Here is a 19,608-nt window from a genome sequence, read left to right as displayed (position 1 = left end):
ACCGCTGTCGGCCATGCGGCTGCGCCACATCGAGGTCTTCAACGCGATCATGCTCGCGGGCAGCGTGAGCGCGGCCGCGCGGCTCATCAACATCACGCAGCCGGCCGTGAGCCGCACGTTGCAGCATGCCGAGCTGCAGCTGGGCTTTCCGCTGTTCCAGCGCGCCAAGGGGCGGCTCACGCCGACCACCGAGGCGCTCACGCTGTACCCGCACATCGAGCGGCTGTTCGCGCAGCTCGACGAGGTGCAGCGGCTGGCCGCGAACCTGCGCGCGGGCAACGACACGGGTGAGCTGCGCATCCTCAGCGTGCTCGCGCTGAGCTACGAAATCCTGCCGCGCGCGCTCAAGGCCTTCCGCGAGATGCACCCGGGCTACGCGATCACGGTCGAGTCGCTGCACTCGCCGCAGATCATGTCGGCGCTGCTGCTGCAGGAGGCCGACGTGGGCTTCGCCTTCAGCCCCGCGGTGCACCCTTCGCTCACGCAGGAGACGCTGGCCGACAGCCGCATGGTGTGCATCGCGCCCAAGGGCATGCTGCCGCGCGCGCTGGTGCGCAACGGCTCGGTGGCGCTGCACGACCTCATCGACCGCCCGGTGATCGGCCTCGACGGCCGCGACCCGGTCGGCACCAGCCTGAGCCAGGCCTGCCGGCAGGCGGGCGTGGGCTTCCAGCAGGCCGTGGTCACGGTGCAGACCTACCACGCGGCGCTGGCCATGGCGCACCACGGGCTGGGCGTGGCGCTGGTCGACGGCTGCACGGCGCGCTCGGCCGACCGCGCCAAGGTCGACGTGCTCACGCTGGAGCCGCACATTCCGGTGCCGGTGCGCGCGCTGCGCTTCGCGGGCCGGCCCGATTCGGTGGCGGTGCGCGGCATCACGCGCTGCATGCGCGAAGCGATCGAGCAGACCGCCTGAGAAAGATGCGGGGCATTCGCCTCGCGCCATAATCCGCGCCCATGCACGCCCTTCGAACCTTCTGCGCAATGCACCGCCTGGTGCTGGCGTGGTTCATGGCGTCGCTGTTGATTGCGGGCGCATCGCCGCTCGTGAACCCGCAGGCGATGGAACTCGTGTGTTCCGCGGCGGGCACCGTCAAGCTCATCGTGCAGGGCGACGACGGCGCGACCGAAGTCGGCATGGCGGCCATGGACTGCCCGCTGTGCATGGTCTCCGGCCCACCGCCTGCCACCGTGCAGGTGACGCTGCCCACGCCGCTGCCGCTGGGCCGCGCGCTGCAATCGATTCCTGCTGCCCGCCTCGCGGCAGCCACGGCTTCGCCGCCGCCGGCGCGAGCGCCGCCCACGCATCTCTCCTGAGCTTCGTCGTTCCTGCACCTGACGCCGCCTGAACGGGCCGCGCGGTGCGTTCCCGGTCGTTGTGCGGCCGGCGCTGCGCTTCATTTGTTTTCGCCAGCGCCGTCGCAAGAGAGATGCCATGCCCACCCTTTCCCGTGCCCCCGCCCTGGGGCTGCTTGCCCTGTTCGGCGCCGTCCATGCGCCTGCCAATGCCCAGACCGCCGTGTCTTCGCTGCCCCCGATCGAAGTGGCCGACGACGCCCCGCGCCCCAACGGCCGGCTCGACCTCGACACGCCCGCCGACACCGCGAGCCGCCTGGGCCTCACCCCGCGCGAGACGCCGGCTTCCGTCACGGTGGTGAATCGCGCGGTGCTCGATGCGCGCGGCGCGCAGAACACGCAGGAGGCGCTGCGCGCCGTGCCCGGCGTGACCGCGCACGACGCGCCCGGCAACGTCGGCGTGAGCTACCGTGGCTTTGGCAGCGGCTCGATCGCGCAGCTGTTCAACGGCATCAACCTGCAGTATTCGATCGCGGCGCGCCCGGTCGACAGCTGGATCTACGACCGCGTCGAGGCCATCGGCGGCCCGTCGAGCTTCCTGTTCGGCTCGGGCGCGCTGGGCGGTTCGATCAACTACATCACCAAGGCGCCCGAGCGCAGCGACTTCGCCGAAGCGCAACTGCGCCTGGGCACGCAGAACCTGAAAGAGGCCTCCTTCGGCCTGAACCGCCGCATCGCCGGCGACGGCGGCGCGGGCAGCCACTACGCGCGCATCGACGTGAACCACCGCGACGCCCACGGCTGGACCGACGGCACCAAGAGCCAATCGACGCAGCTCGCGGCCTCGCTGCTGTCGGACTTCGGCGGCGGCCTGAAGCACACGCTGGCCTACGAATACCAGGACGAAGACGTCACGCGGCCCTACTGGGGCACGCCGGTGCTGAACCCGGCGGGTGGCGAGATGCGCATCGACCGCGGCACGCGCTTCAAGAACTACAACAGTGCCGACGGTCTCTATGCGCAGCGCGTGCAGTGGCTGCGCTCGGTCACCGAATGGCAGGCCAGCGACGCGCTGCAGTTCAAGAACACCTTCTATGCCTACGACGCGCTGCGCGACTACCGCAACGTCGAGAACTACCGCTACAACGCGCGCAACACGGCCGTCATCCGCTCGGGCGCCTTGCTGCAGCGGCACGACCAGGACGTGTGGGGCAACCGCGTCGAAGGCATCTACAAGGGCCAGCTCGGCGGGCTGAAGAGCGACTGGTCCTTCGGGCTCGACTTCAGCGTGAACCGTCAGACGCGCTTCCCCAACAGCCTGCCCGGCACCGTGAGCACGGTGAACCCGTACGTCTTTGCCACCGAGCGCTTCTTCGACGTGCCGGGCATGACGCCGGGCTTCCGCCCCGACCGCGACAACAAGGTGCGGACCACCGCGCTGTATCTGGAGAACCGCACCGCGCTGCAGCCGTCGCTGCACCTCGTGACGGCGCTGCGCCACGAGCGCATCGACCTCGACCTGGTCAACCGCCGCACGGTGGACGCGGCGAACCCGGCCACCTTCCATCGCGGCTACCGGCCGACCACCGGCCGCATCGGCCTGGTGTGGGACTTCGCGCCCGGCGCCAACCTGTACGCGCAGTACGCCACGGCGGCCGATCCGCCGTCGGGCGTCCTCTCGACCGCCTCGTTCGCCGACGTGCGCAACAACAGCGAGCTCACCACCGGCCGGCAGGTCGAGGTCGGCACCAAGCTCGACTTCTGGCAGGGCAAGGGCACGGCCACGCTCGCGGCCTACAGCATCCGCCGCACCAACATCGCGACGCAGGACCCGGCCAACAGCGCGCTCACGGTGCTGGTCGGCGAGCAGTCGTCCAAGGGCGTGGAGCTGGCGCTCGGGCTGCAGCCCACGCCGCAGTGGTCGCTGCAGGGCAACCTCACCTACGTCGATGCGCGCTACGAGCAGTTCCGCCAGGGCGGCGTGTCGCTCGCGGGCCGCACGCCGACCAACACGCCGGCGGTGGTCGCGAACCTCTGGGTGTCGTACGCCATCACGCCGCGCCTGCAGGCCACGGCGGGCGTGCGGCATGTGGGCAGGGTGTACGCCGATGCGGCCAACACGATGCACTGGCCCGGCTACACGCTGCTCGACCTCGGGCTGAGCTGGCAGGTGAACCGCAACGTCACGCTGGTGGGCCGCGTGCGCAACGCGACCGACCGCGTGTACGCCGCGAACGTCGGTGCCGGCTTCGCCTACCTCGGCGCGCCGCGCACGGCCGATGTGTCGGTGCGCGTGAGCTTCTGAACCGAAGGAGCGCCGCCATGCATGCCAAACGCTGGTTGTTCCTGATCCACCGCTGGCTCGGCGTGGTCGTCTGCGCCTTCTTCGCGATGTGGTTCGTCTCGGGCGTGGTGATGATGTACGTGGGCTACCCCAAGCTCACCGAGGCCGAGCGTCTGCAGCACCTGCCGCCGCTCGATGCGAAGGCGCCCTTGCTGGGGCCGCGGCAGGCGCTCGATGCGGCCGGTATCGCGGGGCCGTTGCAAGACTTGCGGCTCGCGGTCGCCAGCGGCGGGCAGGCGGTGTACCTCGCGGTGCCGGCGAGCGCGGCAGAACCTGGCGCGCGCCGGTCGCCGCCGGGTCGCGGCGTGGTCGTCGTCGATGCGCAGACCGGCGCCGTGCTGCGCCAGGTCGACCGCGCCCGTGCACTCGTGAGCGCGCAGGCCTATGGGGGCGAGGGCGTGGTGCTCCAGTACCGGGGCACCATCGACGAAGACGCCTTCACCCATTCGCGCGGGCTCGACGCGCACCGCCCGCTGCACGTGATCGACCTGGCCGATGCGCAGGCCACGCGGCTGTACATCTCGGGCCGCACCGGCGAGGTGGTGCGCGACGCGCCGCGTGCCGAGCGGCTGTGGAACTACGCCGGTGCATGGATTCACTGGCTCTACCCGCTGCGCGGCACGGGCCTGGACCGCTACTGGGCCGACATCGTCAACTGGCTGTCGATCGTCGGCATCGCCGTCACGCTCACGGGCACCGTGGTGGGCGTGATGCGCTGGCGCTTCCGGCGCACCTACAAGAGCGGCTCGCACTCGCCGTACCAGGGCACGATGATGCGCTGGCATCACATCAGCGGGCTGCTGTTCGCGCTCGTCACGCTGACGTGGATCTTCAGCGGGCTGATGTCGATGAACCCCTGGCGCGTGTTCGACAGCGGTGCGCCGGCATTGCGCATGGCGGCGATGCAGGGCGGGCCGCTCGTTGTTGAAGCTGGTGATGCAACGCCCGCCGCGTTGCTGGCGTCAACGCGTGGCGATATCCGCGAACTGCGCTGGGCGCGTGCGGCGGGGCAGACGTTGGTGCTGGCCAACACCGCCAGCGGCCGGCCGCTGGTGCGCGACGCGGCCAGCGCGCAGCCGCATCAGATCGACCCTGCGGCGCTGCGCACCGCCGTCGCGCAACTGCTGCCTGATCCGGTCGCGCGCATCGACGTGCTCACCGCCTACGACAGCCACTACTACACGCGCGACGCGCACACCATGACCGGCGGCAGCGAGAAGCCGCTGCCCGTCTGGCGCGTGGTGTTCGCCGACACGCACGCCACCTGGGTCCACGTCGATCCGCAGACCGGCGCCGTGCTCGGCCGCAGCGACAGCGCGCGGCGGTGGAGCCGCTGGCTGTTCGCGATGCTGCACAGCTGGGACTGGCTGCCGCTGCTCGCGCACCGCCCGCTGTGGGACGTGCTGCTGGTCGTGCTCAGCGTGGGCGGTGCGCTGCTGAGCCTGACCGGCGTGGTGATCGGCTGGCGGCGCCTGGGCCGCAAGCTCAAGCGTGCGGCGGGGCCGCGTCCAGCGCCTGCCCGATCCGCTGCGCCGAGCCGAAGGCCAGCGTGAAACCCAGCGCGCCGTGGCCGGTGTTGAACAGCATGTTCGACGGCGCATGCGGCAGCCGACCGATGATCGGCAGGCCCTTCGGCGTGGCCGGGCGCATGCCGGTCCAGGGGTGCAGTTCGGCCAGCCGGCTGGCGCGCGGAAATACGGCGCGCGTGGCGTCGGCCAGCGTCTCGATGCGCGTGGCGGGAATGCTCGCGTCGTGCCCCACGAGCTCGGCCATGCCGGCCACGCGCAGGCGCGAGCCGATGCGCGCGAAGACGACCTTGCGCGCGCTGTCGGTCACGTTCACGCGCGGCGCCGCGCCGGGCGCGGGGTCGACGTCGACCGTGATGCTGTAGCCCTTGAGCGGATACACGGGCAGGTAGGCGCCGAGTGCGCGACCGAGCTTGTGCGAGGCCGAGCCCAGCGCCATCACGAAGGCATCGGCTTCGATGTCGCCCTCGCTCGTCTGCACCGCCACCACGCGACCTTCGCTGCGCGCGAAGCCGTGCACGTCGGTACCAAGCAGGAAGCGCACGCCGCGCGTGCTCAGTGCGCGCATCAGCTCGGCGCACACCTTGAGGCAGTCGGCCGCGCACTCGCTCGGCGTGTGGACCGCACCCGCCATCTGGCCGCGGTAGTCCGCGAGCGCGGGCTCGATGGCCACGCACTCGTCGGGCGTGACGATGCGCTGCTCGCTGCCCAGGGTGCGCTGCAGTTCGACCTGCGCGCGCGCACCGGCCAGCGAGGCGGCGCTGGCATAGATCACCAGCTTGCCGGTGGCGGAGAAATCGCAGTCGGGCGCGATGTCGGCCTGCATGGCCTCGAAGCCGGTGCGGCTCGCGGCCGCCAGCGCGAGCAGCTGCGCGGTGGTGTCGCGCGAGGTCGCGGCGTTGCACGCGGCCAGGAAGGCCAGGCCCCAGCGCCACTGCAGCGGATCGAGCTGCGGGCGCAGTTTCAGCGGCGAGGTGGGGGAGAACAGCAGCTTGGGCAGCTGCGTCCAGATCGACGGATCGGCCAGCGGCTGCACGTACGAGTAGCTCAGCTGCGCGCCGTTGCCGCCGCTGGCGCCCGCGCCGGGCGCCGCGCGGTCGATCACCGTGACCTGGTGGCCCTGGCGCTCGAGTTGCCAGGCGGTCGCCAGGCCCACGATGCCGGCGCCGAGCACGCACACATGCATGGAGGCAACTTTCCGGAAGTGAAGAAAAAAGGGAACAGAAGAGACAGCGTGCGACTGTAGGGGCCCCTCGCCGTGCCCGGAAATGCCAAAAGAACCCAGCCCATAACCTTTGGGCATGACCCCGGGGTTAATTGGAATTGTCCCGATGTGTCACTCCTTCTTACACTGGCCGTCTGTTCAATCCAACCGATGAAGGCTCGAATGAAACTCTCCGTTTTGATGGCGTCCCTGGCTGCCGCGGTCCTCTTCACTGCACCGGCCGCGCAGGCTGCCGACACGCTCGCCAAGATCGCCGAGTCCGGCAAGATCTCGCTCGCCTACCGCGAGTCGTCGGTGCCCTTCAGCTACCTGGACGGCCCCAACAAGCCGATCGGGTTCTCGGTGGAACTCTCCAACGCCGTGGTCGAGGCGGTGAAGAAGAAGTTGAACAAGCCCAACCTGCAGGTCTCGCTGATGGCGGTCACTTCGCAGAACCGCATCCCGCTGATCACCAACGGCACCATCGACCTGGAGTGCGGCTCCACCACCAACAACACCGCGCGCGGCAAGGACGTGGCCTTTGCGGTGAACCACTTCTACACGGGCACGCGCCTCTTGACGAAGAAGTCTTCCAAGATCAAGGACTACGCCGACCTGGCGAAGAAGACCGTGGCCAGCACCACCGGCACCACCAACGCGCTGGTCATGCGCAAGTACAACACCGAGAAGAACCTCGACATGAACATCGTGCTCGGCAAGGACCACGCCGACGCGTTCCTGCTGGTCGAGAGCGATCGCGCCGTGGCCTTCGCCATGGACGACATCCTGCTGTTCGGCCTCATCGCCAACTCGAAGAACCCGGCCGACTACGAAGTGGTGGGCGAGTCGCTGCAGGTCGAGCCCTACGCCTGCATGCTGCCCAAGGACGACCCGGCCTTCAAGAAGCTGGTGGACGACACCTTCACCGCCATGATGAAGAGCGGCGAGTTCGAGAAGCTCTACACCAAGTGGTTCATGCAGCCGATCCCGCCGAAGAACGTGCCGCTGAACCTGCCGATGAGCGACCAGCTCAAAGAAAACCTGAAGGCCTTCAGCGACAAACCAGCGACCTGATCGCACAGAGAGAGCGAAAGAGAAAAGACATGGTCGCAGCCACGCAGGTCGTCGGCATCCTCGGGGGCATGGGCCCCGCGGCGGGCGCCGACTTCGTCCGGCTCTTCGTGCAGGCTTGCGCGCAGCAGATGCGTGCGCGCGGCGAGCCGGTGCGCGACCAGTCCTTTCCCGAACACTGGCTGGCGCAGGTGCCGGTGCCCGACCGCACCGGCGCGCTGGCCTCCGACGCGCAGGGCGCGCACCAGCCGCTCGAACCGATGCTGCAGGCGCTGGGCCGGCTGGCCGCGCTGGGCAGCCGCGCCGTGGCCATCGCCTGCAACACCGCGCATGCGTGGCACGCCAACCTGCAGGAGCGCTTTCCGCAGGTCGAGCTGTTGCACATGGCGCGCGAAACCGCGCAGCACCTGGCCGCGCAGGGCGCGAGCGAGGTGGCGCTGATGGCCACCGAGGGCACCTACCGCGTGCGGCTGTACGAGCAGGCGCTGGCCGAGGCCGGTCTGGGTTGCCATGTGCCGTCGGCCGACGAGCGCCAGACCATCATGCGCGGCATCTTCGACGGCGTGAAGGCCGGCAACCTGCCGCTGGCCGAACGCTGCTTCTCCGAGGTCGCGCTGCGGCTGGCCGAACGGCACGGCCCGGTCACGATCATCATGGGCTGCACCGAGGTGCCGCTGGGCCTGCAGGGCTCGACCGCGGTGGCGGGGCTGCGCCTCGTCGATCCGGCGCAGGTGCTGGCCGAGGCGCTGGCACGGCGGGCCTACGGCACCTGACCGCAGCCCGAAGCGGCCCGGCTGCTTTACGGTCCGGTCATACGGCCCGGCCCGATTTCGCCTACATTGCGGCGTGCGTTTTTCTACGCCACACCCCCTTGTCAGACGATTCAACCGGAGCCCTTGCATGACCTCCTTCGACGACAACCGTTCCGAATTCGATTCGCTGCGCCCCGGCGACAGCACCGAGCAGGGGGCCACGCGCCGCACTGCGCTCAAGGCCGCCCTCGGTGTCGGCTACGCCGCCGCCGTGCTGCCGGTGGCCGCGCAGACGGCCATCACCACACCGGCCGATGGCCTGAAGGCCGGCCCCATCAAGTACACCGTCAACGGCTTCGGGGTGCCTGCCTATGCCGCGGCGCCGGCTGGCAAGACCGGGCTGCCCGTGGTGCTGGTGATCCAGGAGATCTTCGGCGTGCACGAGTACATCGCCGACACCTGCCGCCGCTTCGCCGAGTTGGGCTATCTGGCCATTGCGCCCGAGCTGTATGCGCGCCAGGGCGATCCGCGCGGCTACACCGACATTCCCAAGCTGCAGGCCGACATCGTCACCAAGGTGCCCGACGCGCAGGTCATGGCCGACCTCGACGGCGCACTGGCCTGGGCCAAGGCCAACGGCGGCGACACCGCCAAGGCCGGCATCACCGGCTTCTGCTGGGGCGGGCGCATCGTGTGGCTCTATGCGGCCACGGGCAAGGTCAAGGCCGGCGTGGCCTGGTACGGCCGGCTGGTCGGGCAGGCCAGCGAATTGCAGCCCAAGCACCCCGTCGACATCTCCGCCAGCCTGCAGGCGCCGGTGCTCGGCCTGTACGGCGGAAAAGACCAGGGCATCCCCCTTGACACGGTTGATAAGATGAAAGCTGCTCTGGCCGGTGGGACTCCGGCGGCCAAGGCATCGAGCTTCGTCGTGTACCCCGAAGCAGGCCACGCGTTCCACGCCGACTACCGCCCGAGCTACCTCAAGAGCGCCGCGGAAGACGGCTGGCAGCGTGCCACGGCCTGGTTCAAAGCCAATGGTGTCGCCTGACCGAAGACGGCGCCCGTAGCCACCCGCCGCCGAAGGCCGTCCGAAGTGACGGCCTTTCTCTTTTTATGAACGGAACAAGGTCATAACGGCCGTCCCTCTTGCGCAAGCAGCTATGAATTTGATAGTAATTCTCGTGGCGACCCTGGTCGCCGGCATCGGTAGCGTCTGGCTCGCGGCCCTGCTGCTGCGCGTGGGCGTGCGCAGCGGTGGCGGCGGCGTGAACCCGCAGCACCTGCTGAGCCTGGCGGCCGGCGCGCTGCTGGCCACTGCCTTCATGCACCTGCTGCCCGAGGCCTTCGAAAGCCGCATCGAGCCCGCGCTGCTGTTCGCGGTGCTGCTGTTCGGGCTGGTGTTCTTCTTTTTGCTCGACAAGGCCGAGCTGTGGCACCACGGGCACGAGCACCACCATGGCGACGTCGCACCCGCCAAGGGCGAAGCGCACGATCACCACGATCACGGTCATTCACACGGCCACGCCCACCACCACCCACCCACCACGGGCGGCGGCGGCTGGGCCGTGCTCACCGGCGACAGCGTGCACTGCTTCGGCGACGGCATCCTGATCGCCTCGGCCTTCGTGGCCGACATCCGTCTGGGCCTCGTGGCCGCGCTGGCCGTGCTCGCGCACGAGGTGCCGCACCACATCGGCGACCTCGTCGTGCTGCGCCAGAGCTCGGCCAATTCACGCGCGGCGCTGGTGAAGGTGTCGCTCGCGGGCACGATGACCATGCTCGGCGGCATCGCGGGCTGGTGGCTGGTCGACCAGCTGCATGGCTGGCTGCCGTACTTCCTGGTGCTGGCGGGCAGCAGCTTCGTCTACGTGGCGCTGGCCGACCTGATTCCGCAGCTGCAAAAGCGCCTGCCCGCGCGCCAGACCGCGGCGCAGATCGCGTGGCTCGCGGCCGGCATCCTGCTGGTCACGCTCGTGAGCCGCTTGGCGCACGGCGAGCATGGCCACGAACACGGCCACGATGAAGGACACGGCGAGCACGGCCACGTCCACAAAGACTGACGACGACGCGTGTGGGTGGCCTCGGGAGACGGGAAACTTTCCGACACCGACGTCAGCCCGTCGATCCACCGCAAGGGGCAAAACAGGCGCACCATAGAGGGCCGTTTACTCATCTGCCGAGGAATTCGATCATGACGCCCCAAGCCGATGCCACCGCGCGCTCCGCCTCGTCGTCCGAAGACGACGATGACGACAGCACGCCTGCCGACGACTTCGATGAACTCGAAGCCGATGCGTCCGACGACCTGTCGGACGAAACGGGCATCGACCTCACCGATGCCAGCGAGCTCGATGCCGACAACGTGCCGGCCGACGAAGAGTTCGACCGCGTGATGAACGCGCCGGACTGATTCGCCTGACCCAGCCCGGTCAGGCCGGTTCGGGCCAGCGTGCCTGCGCCGGACGCACCGATTCGTAGAAGCGCGCCATCTGCAGCACGCCCAGGTCGTCGAAGCGGCGCCCCGCGATCTGCAGGCCGATCGGCAGGCCGTTCTTTGCATGGCCGCAGTTGATCGAGGCGGCCGGTTGTTCCGACTGGTTGAACACCGACGTGAAGTGCGAGTCCTTCAGCAGGTTTTCCGAGCCGCTGTTGATGGCGTCCGCCGCGAACGGCAGCACCGGCGACACCGGCGACAGCACGTAGTCGAAGGGCTGCGTGGCCGCCACGGTGGCCGCACGCAAGGCCTGCATGCGCGTGAAGGCGCGGAAGGTGTCTTCGGGCGTGAGCGAGGCGGCGAACTCCGCCGCCTGGTGGATGTAGCCGGCCGCGAGCTTCGCGCGTTCGGGCGCCATCGCGGCCAGGTCGACGCGGCAGCGCATGGTGAAGAAGTGGGCCATGCCCATGCGCATGTCCAGCGTGGTCCAGTCGGCCAGCGGTTCGACGATGGCGCCGGCCTGCTCGAACAGGCGGGCCGCGGCCAGCACCGCCTCTTTCACTTCCGTATCGATCGGCCACCCGCCCATGGTGTCGGTCCACAGGCCGATGCGCAGGCCCTTCACGTTGCGTTCGAGCCGCTGCCACGCGAAGTCGTTCGGCGGCAGGCTCATGTAGTCGCGTGCGTCGGGGCGCGTCACCACCTGCATCAAGAGCGCGGCGTCGGCCACGGTGCGCGTCATGGGGCCGATCACGCGCGCCGCGGCGGGCGGGTCGACCGGAATGCGGCCGTGGCTGGGCTTGAGGCCGAACACGCCGCAGAAGCTGGCCGGAATGCGCACCGAGCCGCCGATGTCGGTGCCCAGGTGCAGCGGGCCGTAGCCCGCGGCGGCGGCGGCGCCGGCGCCCGAGCTCGAGCCGCCGGTGTTGCGGCCCAGGTCCCACGGGTTGCGCGTGAGCGCGTGGAAGCTCGACGGCGCCGCGCCGAGAAAGCCGAAGTCGGGCATCGTCGTCTTGGTCACGATCACCGCGCCGGCTTCGCGCAGGCGCGCGGCGGCGGGGGCGTCGGCCGCGGCGGGCGCCAGCACGGTGGCGGCGCTGCCGATGGGCGTGGGCGTGCCGCGCGTGGCGATGTTCTCCTTCAGCGTGACCGGCACGCCATCGAGATCGCCCTGCGGCTTGCCCTGGGCCCAGCGTGCCTCGGAGGCGCGCGCCGAGGCCAGCGCGGCTTCGGCGTCCAGCCCGTAGGTGGCGTGGATGTGCGGCTCCCAGCGCTCGATGCGCGCGAGCACGGCCTGTGTGACCTCGACCGGCGACAAGGCGCGGTCACGGTAGCGTTCGAGCAACTGGAGGGCACTGAGTTCGTACAGGGGTGTGGTCATGTCTTCGTTTCTTCTTGGGGTGGTGGGATGAAGGTGGGTTGAAAGAGGGGAAGAGGACGGCGCTCAGCCGCCCCCGAACGCATAGCCCTGGCCCGGCGCCGCGGCCAGCAGCGTGCGCGTGTAGGCCTCGCGCGGCGACAGCAGCACGTCGTGCGCGCTGCCTTGCTCGACGATGCGGCCCTTGTGCATCACGATCAGGCGGTCGCAGATCTGGCTGGCCACGCGCAGGTCGTGGGTGATGAACAGGATGCCGATCGACAGCCGCTGCTGGATCTCCGCGAGCAGCTTCAATATCTGGTCCTGCACCGACACGTCGAGCGCCGACACGGCCTCGTCGGCGATCAGCACGCGCGGCTCGCAGGCCAGTGCGCGCGCAATGCACAGCCGCTGGCGCTGACCGCCCGAGAACTCGCTCGGGTAGCGGTGCAGCACCTCGGGCTGCAGCCGCACCAGCGCCATCAGCTCCTCCGCGCGCTGCCAGGCCTTGGCATGCGGCACGCCGAAATTCACCGGCCCCTCGACGATCGACTGGCCCACCGTGCGGCGCGGGTTGAGCGAGCGGTTCGGGTCCTGGAACACGACCTGCACCATGCGCCGGAACGCCGAGCGCTGCGCGCCGCGCGAGCCCTCGATGCCCGGCACGCGGATGTCGCCGTCGGTCGGCTCGATGAGCCGCGCGATGCAGCGCGCCACGGTCGACTTGCCCGAGCCCGATTCGCCCACGATGCCGACCGTCTCGCTCGCATGCAGCTTCAGCGACACGTCGGCCGCCGCATGCACCGCGCGGCGCTTGCCGGGCCAGCTGCCCGTGCGGTAGACCTTGCCCACGCCGCGCGCATCGAGCAGCGGCGCCCGGGCGTCGATGGGCGCGCGCAGCACGGGCGCCAGCCGCGGCACGGCGTCGAGCAGCATGCGCGTGTAGGCCTCCTTCGGGCGGCGCAGCACTTCGTCCTTCGGGCCGCTCTCGACCTGCCGGCCCAGCTGCAGCACCACCACCTGGTCGGCGATGTCCGCCACCACGCCGAAGTCGTGCGTGATGAACAGCACGGCCGTGCCGTTCTCCTGCTGCATCTCGCGGATGAGCGCGAGGATCTCGGCCTGCGTGGTCACGTCGAGCGCGGTGGTGGGTTCGTCGCAGATCAGCAGGGCCGGGCGCAGGATCAGCGCGATGGCGATCACGATGCGCTGGCGCTGCCCGCCCGAGAGCTGGTGCGGGTAGGCGTCGTAGATGCGCTGGGGCTCGGGCAGCCTCACGCGCTCGAAGATGGCCAGCACGCGCGCGCGGCGCGCGGCGGCGCCCAGTGTCGTGTGCTCGGCCAGGATCTCGTCGACCTGCGCGCCGCAGCGCATCACCGGGTTGAGCGCGGTCATCGGCTCCTGGAACACCATCGCCATGCGGGCGCCGCGCAGGGCGCGCAGCCGCGCCGGGCTGGCCGCGAGCACGTCTTCGCCCTGCACCTCGATGCGCCCGGCCGAGGGCCGCAGCGACGCGGGCAGCAGGCCCATCGCGGCCTGCGCGATGACCGATTTGCCGGAGCCCGACTCGCCCAGCAGGCACACGACCTGGCCGGGCATGACGTCGAACGAGATGCCGTGCACCGCGTGCGCGCGGTCGGCGCCGGCGGGCAGGTCGATGGCGAGGTCGCGCACCACGAGGCAGGGCGCGGCAGACGTTGTGGAAGGGGTGGATGTCATGCTCAGCCTCCGCGTGCCTTGAACTTGGGATCGAGTGCGTCGCGCAGGCCGTCGCCGAGCATGTTCACGGCCAGCACCGTGAGCGCCAGGAAGAGGCCGGGCAGCAGCACGGTCGAGGGGTGCGAGGTGAAGTGCGTGCGGCCTTCGGACATGATGTTTCCCCAGGTCGGCACCTCGGACGGCAGGCCGATGCCGAGGAAGGACATCACGGCCTCCACCAGCATCGCCGCCGCGCAGATGAAGGTGCCCTGCACGATCAGCGGCGCCACCGTGTTGGGCAGGATGTGGCGCAACATCAGCTTCCAGGTCGGCGTGTCGAGCGCCACGGCCGCCTCCACGTACGGCTCTTCGCGCACCGACAGCACCACCGAGCGCACCAGCCGCGCCACGCGCGGCGTCTCGGGCACGACGATGGCCAGGATCACCGTGAGCAGGCTGGGCCGCCACACGGCCACCAGCACGATCGCGAACAGGATGCCGGGGATGGCCATCATCCCGTCCATCACCCGCATGATCACGCCGTCCAGGCGCCGGAAGTAGCCCGCCACCATGCCGACCACGAGGCCGAACGCGACCGAGCCCAGCGCCACCGCCACGCCCACCGACAGCGAGATGCGCGCGCCGTAGGCCGTGCGGCTCCACAGGTCGCGGCCCATGCTGTCGGTGCCCAGCGGGAAGAAGCGATCGAAGCTGTCGCCCGCCAGCGTGGTGAACTCGGCGCGCGCGCCGGGCGGCAGGTGCGAGTTCGCGGGGTCCATCGCGTTCGGGTCGATGGTGCCGAGCCAGGGCGCGGCCACTGCCAGCAGCAGCATCGCGGCCAGCAGGACGCCGCCGATGCGCACGCCGCCGTTGGCGAGCAGGCGGCGCAGCAGCGAGCGGGCCGGGGCCCGGGGTGCGGCGGGCGGAACCGCGGCAGAGGCAGGCGCATCGTCGCGCAGGGAGATCGAAGTCATGGCGGGGCTTTCGAAGGAAGGTCAGTACCGGATGCGCGGATCGAGCAGCAGGTAGCTCAGGTCCACCAGCAGGTTGACCACCACGTAGACGAGCGAGAAGAAGAGGGTGATCGCCTGGATCAGTGGGTAGTCGCGCGAGAGCACGGCGTCCACCGTGAGCTGGCCCAGGCCGGGGATCGCGTAGATCGTCTCGGTGACCACCACGCCGCCGATCAGGCCCGCCACGCTCAGGCCGATGACGGTGGCGATCGGCACGGCCGCGTTGGCCAGTGCGTGGCGCAGCAGCATGCGCCACTCGGCGATGCCCTTGGCGCGCGCGGTGCGCACGTAGTCTTCGGTGAGCGCCTCCGACACCGCCGCGCGCGTGACCCGCGCGATGAGCGCCGCGTACATCACGGCCAGCGTGACGCAGGGCAGCGCCAGGTGACGCAGCCAAGGGCCCACGCCGTCGCCGATGCGCTGGTAGCCCTGCGAGGGCAGCCAGCCGAGCTGCATCGAGAACAGCCAGATCATCACGTAGCCGGCCACGAACACCGGCACCGAGAAGCCGAGCACCGAGGCACCCATGATGAAGCGGTCGAGCCGGCCGCCGCGCCGCGAGGCCGCGAGCACGCCCAGCGGCACGGCGATCAGCACCGTGAGCACCACCGTCACCGCCGCCACCGAGAGCGTGGGCTCCAGGCGCTGGCCGATCAGGTCGGTCACGCGCATCCGGTAGAAGAACGAGTAGCCGAGGTCGCCGCGCAGCACCTGGCCGAGCCAGTGCACGAACTGCGTGACGATCGATGCGTCCAGGCCCAGCTGGGCGCGGATGCGCGCGATGTCCTGTGCGCTGGCCGCGTCGCCGGCGATGGCCGCCGCGGGGTCGCCGGGCGTCATGCGCAGCAGCAGGAAGACGATGACGGCCACGATCAGGAGCACGGGCGCGGTGGCCAGTCCGCGGCGCAACAGGAAGTGGAGCATGTGAATCAGGTCCTTGACGAGGGGCCGGGCGTGTGGCGCGGGCAAAGGAAGTCCCGCCCGGCTGCCGCGCGAGGCGCAGCCGGTCAGGGGTGGCGATCAGAAAGGGGAGAGGGGCGGGCGCGCGGGCCGGCCTATGTCGCGGTCATGGCGATGGTGCGGACGTCTTGCGCACGTTCCAGTACAGCACCGCCGGCGACGGCAGCAGGCCGGTGATGGTGCCGCGGCGCACGGCCGTGGGCGCCTTGCCTTCGCCGAGCGGGGCGAGCACGCCGTGTTCGAGCACGACCTGCTGGATCTGCGTGGCGATCTCCTTGCGCTGGGCGAGGTCTGCGGTGGCGATGAACTTGGTCTTCAGCGCCTCGAGCTCGGGCACGACGGGCCAGCCGAAGTAGCCCTGGTCGCCGTTGCCGGTCAGCGGGCTGTAGCCGATGGGGCTGCTCGCGTCCACGCCGCCCCAGAAGGTGATGAAGGCGTTCCAGCCGCCGTTCTCGGGCAGGTCCTTCTTGGCGCGCCGGGTCACGAGCGTGGCCCAGTCGGTGGTCTGCACGTCGACGTTGAAGCCCACCTGCTTGAGCAGCTGGCCGTACACCGCGGGCAGCTTGTTCAGCGCGGGCGCATCGCCCGGCAGCAGGATCACCACGGGCTTGCCGTCGTAGCCCGATTCCTTGAGCAGCTTGCGCGCCTCTTCGAACTGCGGCTTGCCGGTGTAGAAGCCCGTCTTGTCGCTCGCGTAGAGCGAGCCGCACAGGTAGATCGAGGCGCAGGGCTTGTAGAAGTCGCGGAAGGTGACCTGCGCGCGCAGCATCGCCTCCTGGTTGATGGCCAGCATCGCGGCCTTCAGCGCCTTGGGGTTGTTGAAGGGCGGCACCTTGTGGTTGTAGAGCACGGTGAAGGGGCCCGCCGGCATCACGTCGACCAGCTCGATCTTGTCGTTGGTGCGCATGCCGGTGTAGCCCGACGAGGGCACGGTCTCGAGCATGTCGACCTCGCCGTTGAGCAGCGCATTGGTCTGCGTCTGCGGGTCGCGCAGCATCACCCATTCGACGCGGTCGACGTGCACCACCTTGCCGCCGGCCAGGCCCGAGGCGGGTTCCTTGCGCGGCACGTAGGCGGTGTTCTTGCGGTAGATGACGCGGTCGCCCGGGCGGAAGTCTTCCTTGGCGAGCGTGAAGGGGCCGGAGCCCACCAGCTCGTCGATCTGCTTGTCGGCGGGCGTGTCGGCCACGCGCTTGGGCATGATGAACGGCACCAGCGGGTTGGGCTTGCCGAGCGCGTCGAGCACCACGCCGAAGGGCTGCCTGAACGTCATGCGAAAGCCGTTGGGGCCGTCGGCGGCGATGCTGTCCATCGCCTCGTACATCTTCTGGCCCAGCGTGTCGCGCTTGGCCCAGCGCGCCAGCGAGGCGATCACGTCCTGCGAGGTGACCGGTGCGCCGTCGTGGAACTTCAGGCCCGGGCGCAGCGTGAAGCTCCACACCTTGTTGTCGGCGCTCGCGCTGTACTTGTCGACCATCTGCGGCTTGATGACGCCCTTCTCGTCCATCGCGAAGAGGGTGTCGTAGATCATCAGGCCGTGGTTGCGCGTGATGTTGGCGGTGGTCCAGATCGGGTCGACGATCTTCAAATCCGACGAGGGCACGGTGCGAAGCACGGTCTGCGCGGACGCGGTGGCGGCGAAGCACAAAGCGAGCGCCGACAGGGAAGCCGCCGCGACGCGGCGCGGTGAAAGGTGGATTGCCATGGAGCCTTACTTCTTTCGGGAGGGAGCGGAAGAACCGGGGGAGGAAGGGGGCGATTCCTTGCTTTCGCGCAGCTGCACCAGCAGGAATTCGAAGATGTCGCGCGAGCCTTCTTCGGCGTCGATGAGCTTGTGCATGATGCGGCGCAGGTTCTCGATGTCGGCGACGCTCAGGCAGTCGAGAAAGCGCGCTTCCATCTCGTGCCCGATGGGCTCGGCGCGCAGCACCATGTCGATGCCGGCCGGGCTCAGGCACAGACGGATCTGCCGCGCGTCCTCGGCGCCGATCTGGCGCTCGACCAGCTCGCGCTGCACCAGCGAACTCACCAGCTTGGAGACCAGCGTCTTCTCGATGGCGCAGGTCTGCACCAGCTGGCCCATGGTGATGCCGGGCGCGGCGCCGATCATGCGCAGCAGGCGCACGTCGCGGATCGACAGGCCGAGCTCGATCTCGTAGATGCGCGAGCCGCGGTCGCGCGTGCGCTGCGAGGCCAGGTCGAGCAGGACGTTGAGGTAGTCGTCTTTCAGGCGAAGCGGGGCGTGCATGGCGGGTTGGTAGAAGTCTTCAATAGTTGAAATGTTCAACTATGTGGGCAAACTACGCAAGCTCCGGGCCAGCTGCCGAGGGAAATCCCCTAGGCACGCACTGCCAGAGGGAAAGAGCGCAAGGGAGAAAGAAAAGCCGGGCCCATGAGGCCCGGCGTGTTCACCGATCCGGTGCTGCGCATGCACCAGGATGCGAAGGCCGGCGCCATGCAGGCGCCGCCGGGGTGCGAGGTGTCAGGCCGCGTCCTGGCGCACGATCACCTGCCCGTTGCGCGCGCCGCTGTGCACGCCGTGGCGCCAGGTGACGGCGCCGTTCACGATCACCGCGTCGATGCCTTCGGCCGGTTCGGTCGGCGTTTCGTAGTTCGCGGTGTCGCGCACGGTGGCGGCATTGAAGACCACCACGTCGGCGTGGTGCCCGACCTTGAGCGCGCCGCGTTCGTGCAGGCCGAAGTTGCGCGCCGTGAGCCCGGTCATCTTCCACACCGCCGTCTCCAGCGGGAACAGCCCCACGTCGCGGCTGTAGTGCCCCAGCACGCGCGGGAAGGTGCCCCACAGGCGCGGATGCGGCTTGTCGCCCAGCGGAATGCCGTCGGAGCCGATCATGGTTTCGTCGAAGGCGAGCACGCGCTGCACGTCGTCCTCGTCCATCATGAAATAGATGGCGCTGCCGGGCGACAGGCGCAGCGCGGCCTCTTCGCCCGACACGCCCCATTCGGCCGCGATGTCCTTCAGGTCGCGGCCCGCGCATTCGGGGTGCGGCACGCTCGAAGCAATGAGCACGCGGCCGTCCATCATTCCGCGGTCGGTGCGGATCATGGTGGAGCCTGCGGTGTACGGGTAGCAGTCGAGGCCGATGCACTGGTGCTTCATCGCTTCCTGGATGAAGGGCAGCGTCACCTTGGTCTTGCCGAAGTTCTGCGTGTTCTGCACCTTGTGGTGCGACACCACCACCGGGATGTCGAGCGCGCGGCCGATGTGGAAGGTTTCTTCCAGCGACTCCATCACGCGGTCGCTCTCGTCGCGCATGTGCGTCACGTACAGCGCCTTGCGCGCCGTGAGCGGGCGGCCGACCTCGATGATCTCCTCCGTGGTCGCCTTCACGGCCGGCGGGTAGAAGGTGCCCGTCGACAGACCGATGGCGCCGGCCTGCATCGCTTCTTCGACCAGCGCCTGCATGGCGGCGATCTCCTGCGCGGTGGCGGGGCGGTCGAGGTCGGACATGGTCACGGCGCGCAGGGTGGAGTGGCCGACCATCGCCGCCACGTTGACCGACGAGGGCGTGGCGCGCAGCGCGTCGAGGTAGGCCGCGAAGGTCGTGAAGCGGTCTTCCGGCGGCGTTTCGAGCAGGCTCAGCGGCATCGGCAGGTCCATGTCGGCACGCAGCGGTGCGGCGCTGATGCCGCAGTTGCCCGCCACCACCGTGGTCACGCCCTGCGACACCTTGAACGGCATCTGCGCGTGCGACAGCACGGCCTGGTCGTCGTGCGTGTGCGAGTCGATGAAGCCCGGCGCGACGATGCGGCCGGTGGCGTCGAGCGTCTGGTCGGCCGTGTGGCCCGTGAGCTTGCCGATGGCGGCGATGCGGCCATTGACGATGCCCACGTCGGCGTCGAAGCGCGGGGCCTTGGTGCCGTCGATCACGGTGCCGCCGTGGATCAAGAGGTCGTAGTGGGGTGTCTTGTCGGTCATGAGGGCAGTGCTT

At 69.7% G+C, this 19,608-nt stretch carries 17 protein-coding genes; 9 read left to right on the top strand and 8 right to left on the bottom strand.

Features of this window, described 5'->3' with window-relative positions:
• Positions 1-13: 13 nt before the first annotated feature.
• The 4 genes from AC07YS_RS08940 to AC07YS_RS08925 all read left to right on the top strand — a co-directional run bounded on the left by AC07YS_RS08940 (position 14) and on the right by AC07YS_RS08925 (position 5,193).
• Positions 14-916 carry a LysR family transcriptional regulator gene (locus AC07YS_RS08940; protein WP_495268545.1) on the top strand — a complete coding sequence of 301 codons (903 nt, stop codon included), beginning with the start codon at positions 14-16 and terminating at the stop codon, positions 914-916.
• 41 nt (positions 917-957) lie between these two features.
• The gene (locus AC07YS_RS08935) at positions 958-1,317 is read left to right on the top strand and encodes a DUF2946 family protein (RefSeq protein ID WP_101492588.1); all 360 of its coding nucleotides are present in this window, start codon (positions 958-960) and stop codon (positions 1,315-1,317) included.
• A gap of 118 nt (positions 1,318-1,435) precedes the next feature.
• The gene (locus AC07YS_RS08930) at positions 1,436-3,601 is read left to right on the top strand and encodes a TonB-dependent receptor (RefSeq protein ID WP_495268544.1); all 2,166 of its coding nucleotides are present in this window, start codon (positions 1,436-1,438) and stop codon (positions 3,599-3,601) included.
• Positions 3,602-3,618: 17 nt separating this feature from the next.
• A complete protein-coding gene (locus AC07YS_RS08925) occupies positions 3,619-5,193 on the top strand; it encodes a PepSY domain-containing protein (protein WP_495268543.1) in 1,575 nt (524 codons plus the stop codon).
• Here AC07YS_RS08925 and AC07YS_RS08920 read toward each other — a convergent pair.
• Positions 5,126-6,352 (bottom strand): D-amino acid dehydrogenase, encoded by a 1,227-nt coding sequence (locus tag AC07YS_RS08920; protein WP_495268542.1) that lies wholly within the window; start codon positions 6,350-6,352, stop codon positions 5,126-5,128. The genes AC07YS_RS08925 and AC07YS_RS08920 overlap by 68 nt on opposite strands.
• 201 nt (positions 6,353-6,553) lie before the next feature.
• Here AC07YS_RS08920 and AC07YS_RS08915 point away from each other — a divergent pair, with 201 nt between their 5' ends.
• The 5 genes from AC07YS_RS08915 to AC07YS_RS08895 all read left to right on the top strand — a co-directional run bounded on the left by AC07YS_RS08915 (position 6,554) and on the right by AC07YS_RS08895 (position 10,603).
• Positions 6,554-7,444, top strand: coding sequence for a transporter substrate-binding domain-containing protein (locus AC07YS_RS08915; protein ID WP_062468917.1), 891 nt, complete (start codon positions 6,554-6,556; stop codon positions 7,442-7,444).
• A gap of 29 nt (positions 7,445-7,473) precedes the next feature.
• On the top strand, positions 7,474-8,214 hold the full coding sequence (locus tag AC07YS_RS08910; protein ID WP_159277906.1) for an aspartate/glutamate racemase family protein: 741 nt from the start codon (positions 7,474-7,476) through the stop codon (positions 8,212-8,214).
• Positions 8,215-8,341: 127 nt separating this feature from the next.
• Positions 8,342-9,241 carry a dienelactone hydrolase family protein gene (locus AC07YS_RS08905; RefSeq protein ID WP_495268541.1) on the top strand — a complete coding sequence of 300 codons (900 nt, stop codon included), beginning with the start codon at positions 8,342-8,344 and terminating at the stop codon, positions 9,239-9,241.
• A 112-nt stretch (positions 9,242-9,353) separates the two neighbouring features.
• The gene (locus AC07YS_RS08900) at positions 9,354-10,253 is read left to right on the top strand and encodes a ZIP family metal transporter (protein WP_495268540.1); all 900 of its coding nucleotides are present in this window, start codon (positions 9,354-9,356) and stop codon (positions 10,251-10,253) included.
• 131 nt (positions 10,254-10,384) lie between these two features.
• On the top strand, positions 10,385-10,603 hold the full coding sequence (locus AC07YS_RS08895) for a hypothetical protein (protein ID WP_062468907.1): 219 nt from the start codon (positions 10,385-10,387) through the stop codon (positions 10,601-10,603).
• Between the two features lie 19 nt (positions 10,604-10,622).
• Here the strand turns inward: AC07YS_RS08895 and AC07YS_RS08890 are convergent, their stop codons facing one another.
• The 7 genes from AC07YS_RS08890 to AC07YS_RS08860 form a co-directional block, all read right to left on the bottom strand.
• Positions 10,623-12,008 (bottom strand): amidase, encoded by a 1,386-nt coding sequence (locus AC07YS_RS08890; RefSeq protein ID WP_495268539.1) that lies wholly within the window; start codon positions 12,006-12,008, stop codon positions 10,623-10,625.
• Positions 12,009-12,071: 63 nt separating this feature from the next.
• Positions 12,072-13,703 (bottom strand): dipeptide ABC transporter ATP-binding protein, encoded by a 1,632-nt coding sequence (locus AC07YS_RS08885; RefSeq protein WP_495268538.1) that lies wholly within the window; start codon positions 13,701-13,703, stop codon positions 12,072-12,074.
• 2 nt (positions 13,704-13,705) lie between these two features.
• Positions 13,706-14,656 (bottom strand): ABC transporter permease, encoded by a 951-nt coding sequence (locus tag AC07YS_RS08880; RefSeq protein ID WP_070061793.1) that lies wholly within the window; start codon positions 14,654-14,656, stop codon positions 13,706-13,708.
• A 21-nt stretch (positions 14,657-14,677) separates the two neighbouring features.
• Positions 14,678-15,619 carry an ABC transporter permease gene (locus AC07YS_RS08875; protein WP_062468895.1) on the bottom strand — a complete coding sequence of 314 codons (942 nt, stop codon included), beginning with the start codon at positions 15,617-15,619 and terminating at the stop codon, positions 14,678-14,680.
• A gap of 142 nt (positions 15,620-15,761) precedes the next feature.
• On the bottom strand, positions 15,762-17,360 hold the full coding sequence (locus AC07YS_RS08870; RefSeq protein ID WP_495268537.1) for an ABC transporter substrate-binding protein: 1,599 nt from the start codon (positions 17,358-17,360) through the stop codon (positions 15,762-15,764).
• Positions 17,361-17,366: 6 nt separating this feature from the next.
• Positions 17,367-17,903: a MarR family winged helix-turn-helix transcriptional regulator gene (locus AC07YS_RS08865; RefSeq protein ID WP_095946830.1), complete on the bottom strand. Its 537-nt coding sequence runs from the start codon at positions 17,901-17,903 to the stop codon at positions 17,367-17,369.
• A gap of 234 nt (positions 17,904-18,137) precedes the next feature.
• Positions 18,138-19,595 (bottom strand): N-acyl-D-amino-acid deacylase family protein, encoded by a 1,458-nt coding sequence (locus AC07YS_RS08860; protein WP_495268536.1) that lies wholly within the window; start codon positions 19,593-19,595, stop codon positions 18,138-18,140.
• Positions 19,596-19,608 lie beyond the last annotated feature (13 nt).

The organism is Variovorax sp. GW458-11-26-14-LB1, from assembly GCF_059423965.1.
The sequence above is the reverse complement of the archived record's forward strand: the minus strand, read 5'-3'. Positions and strand labels throughout refer to the sequence as shown.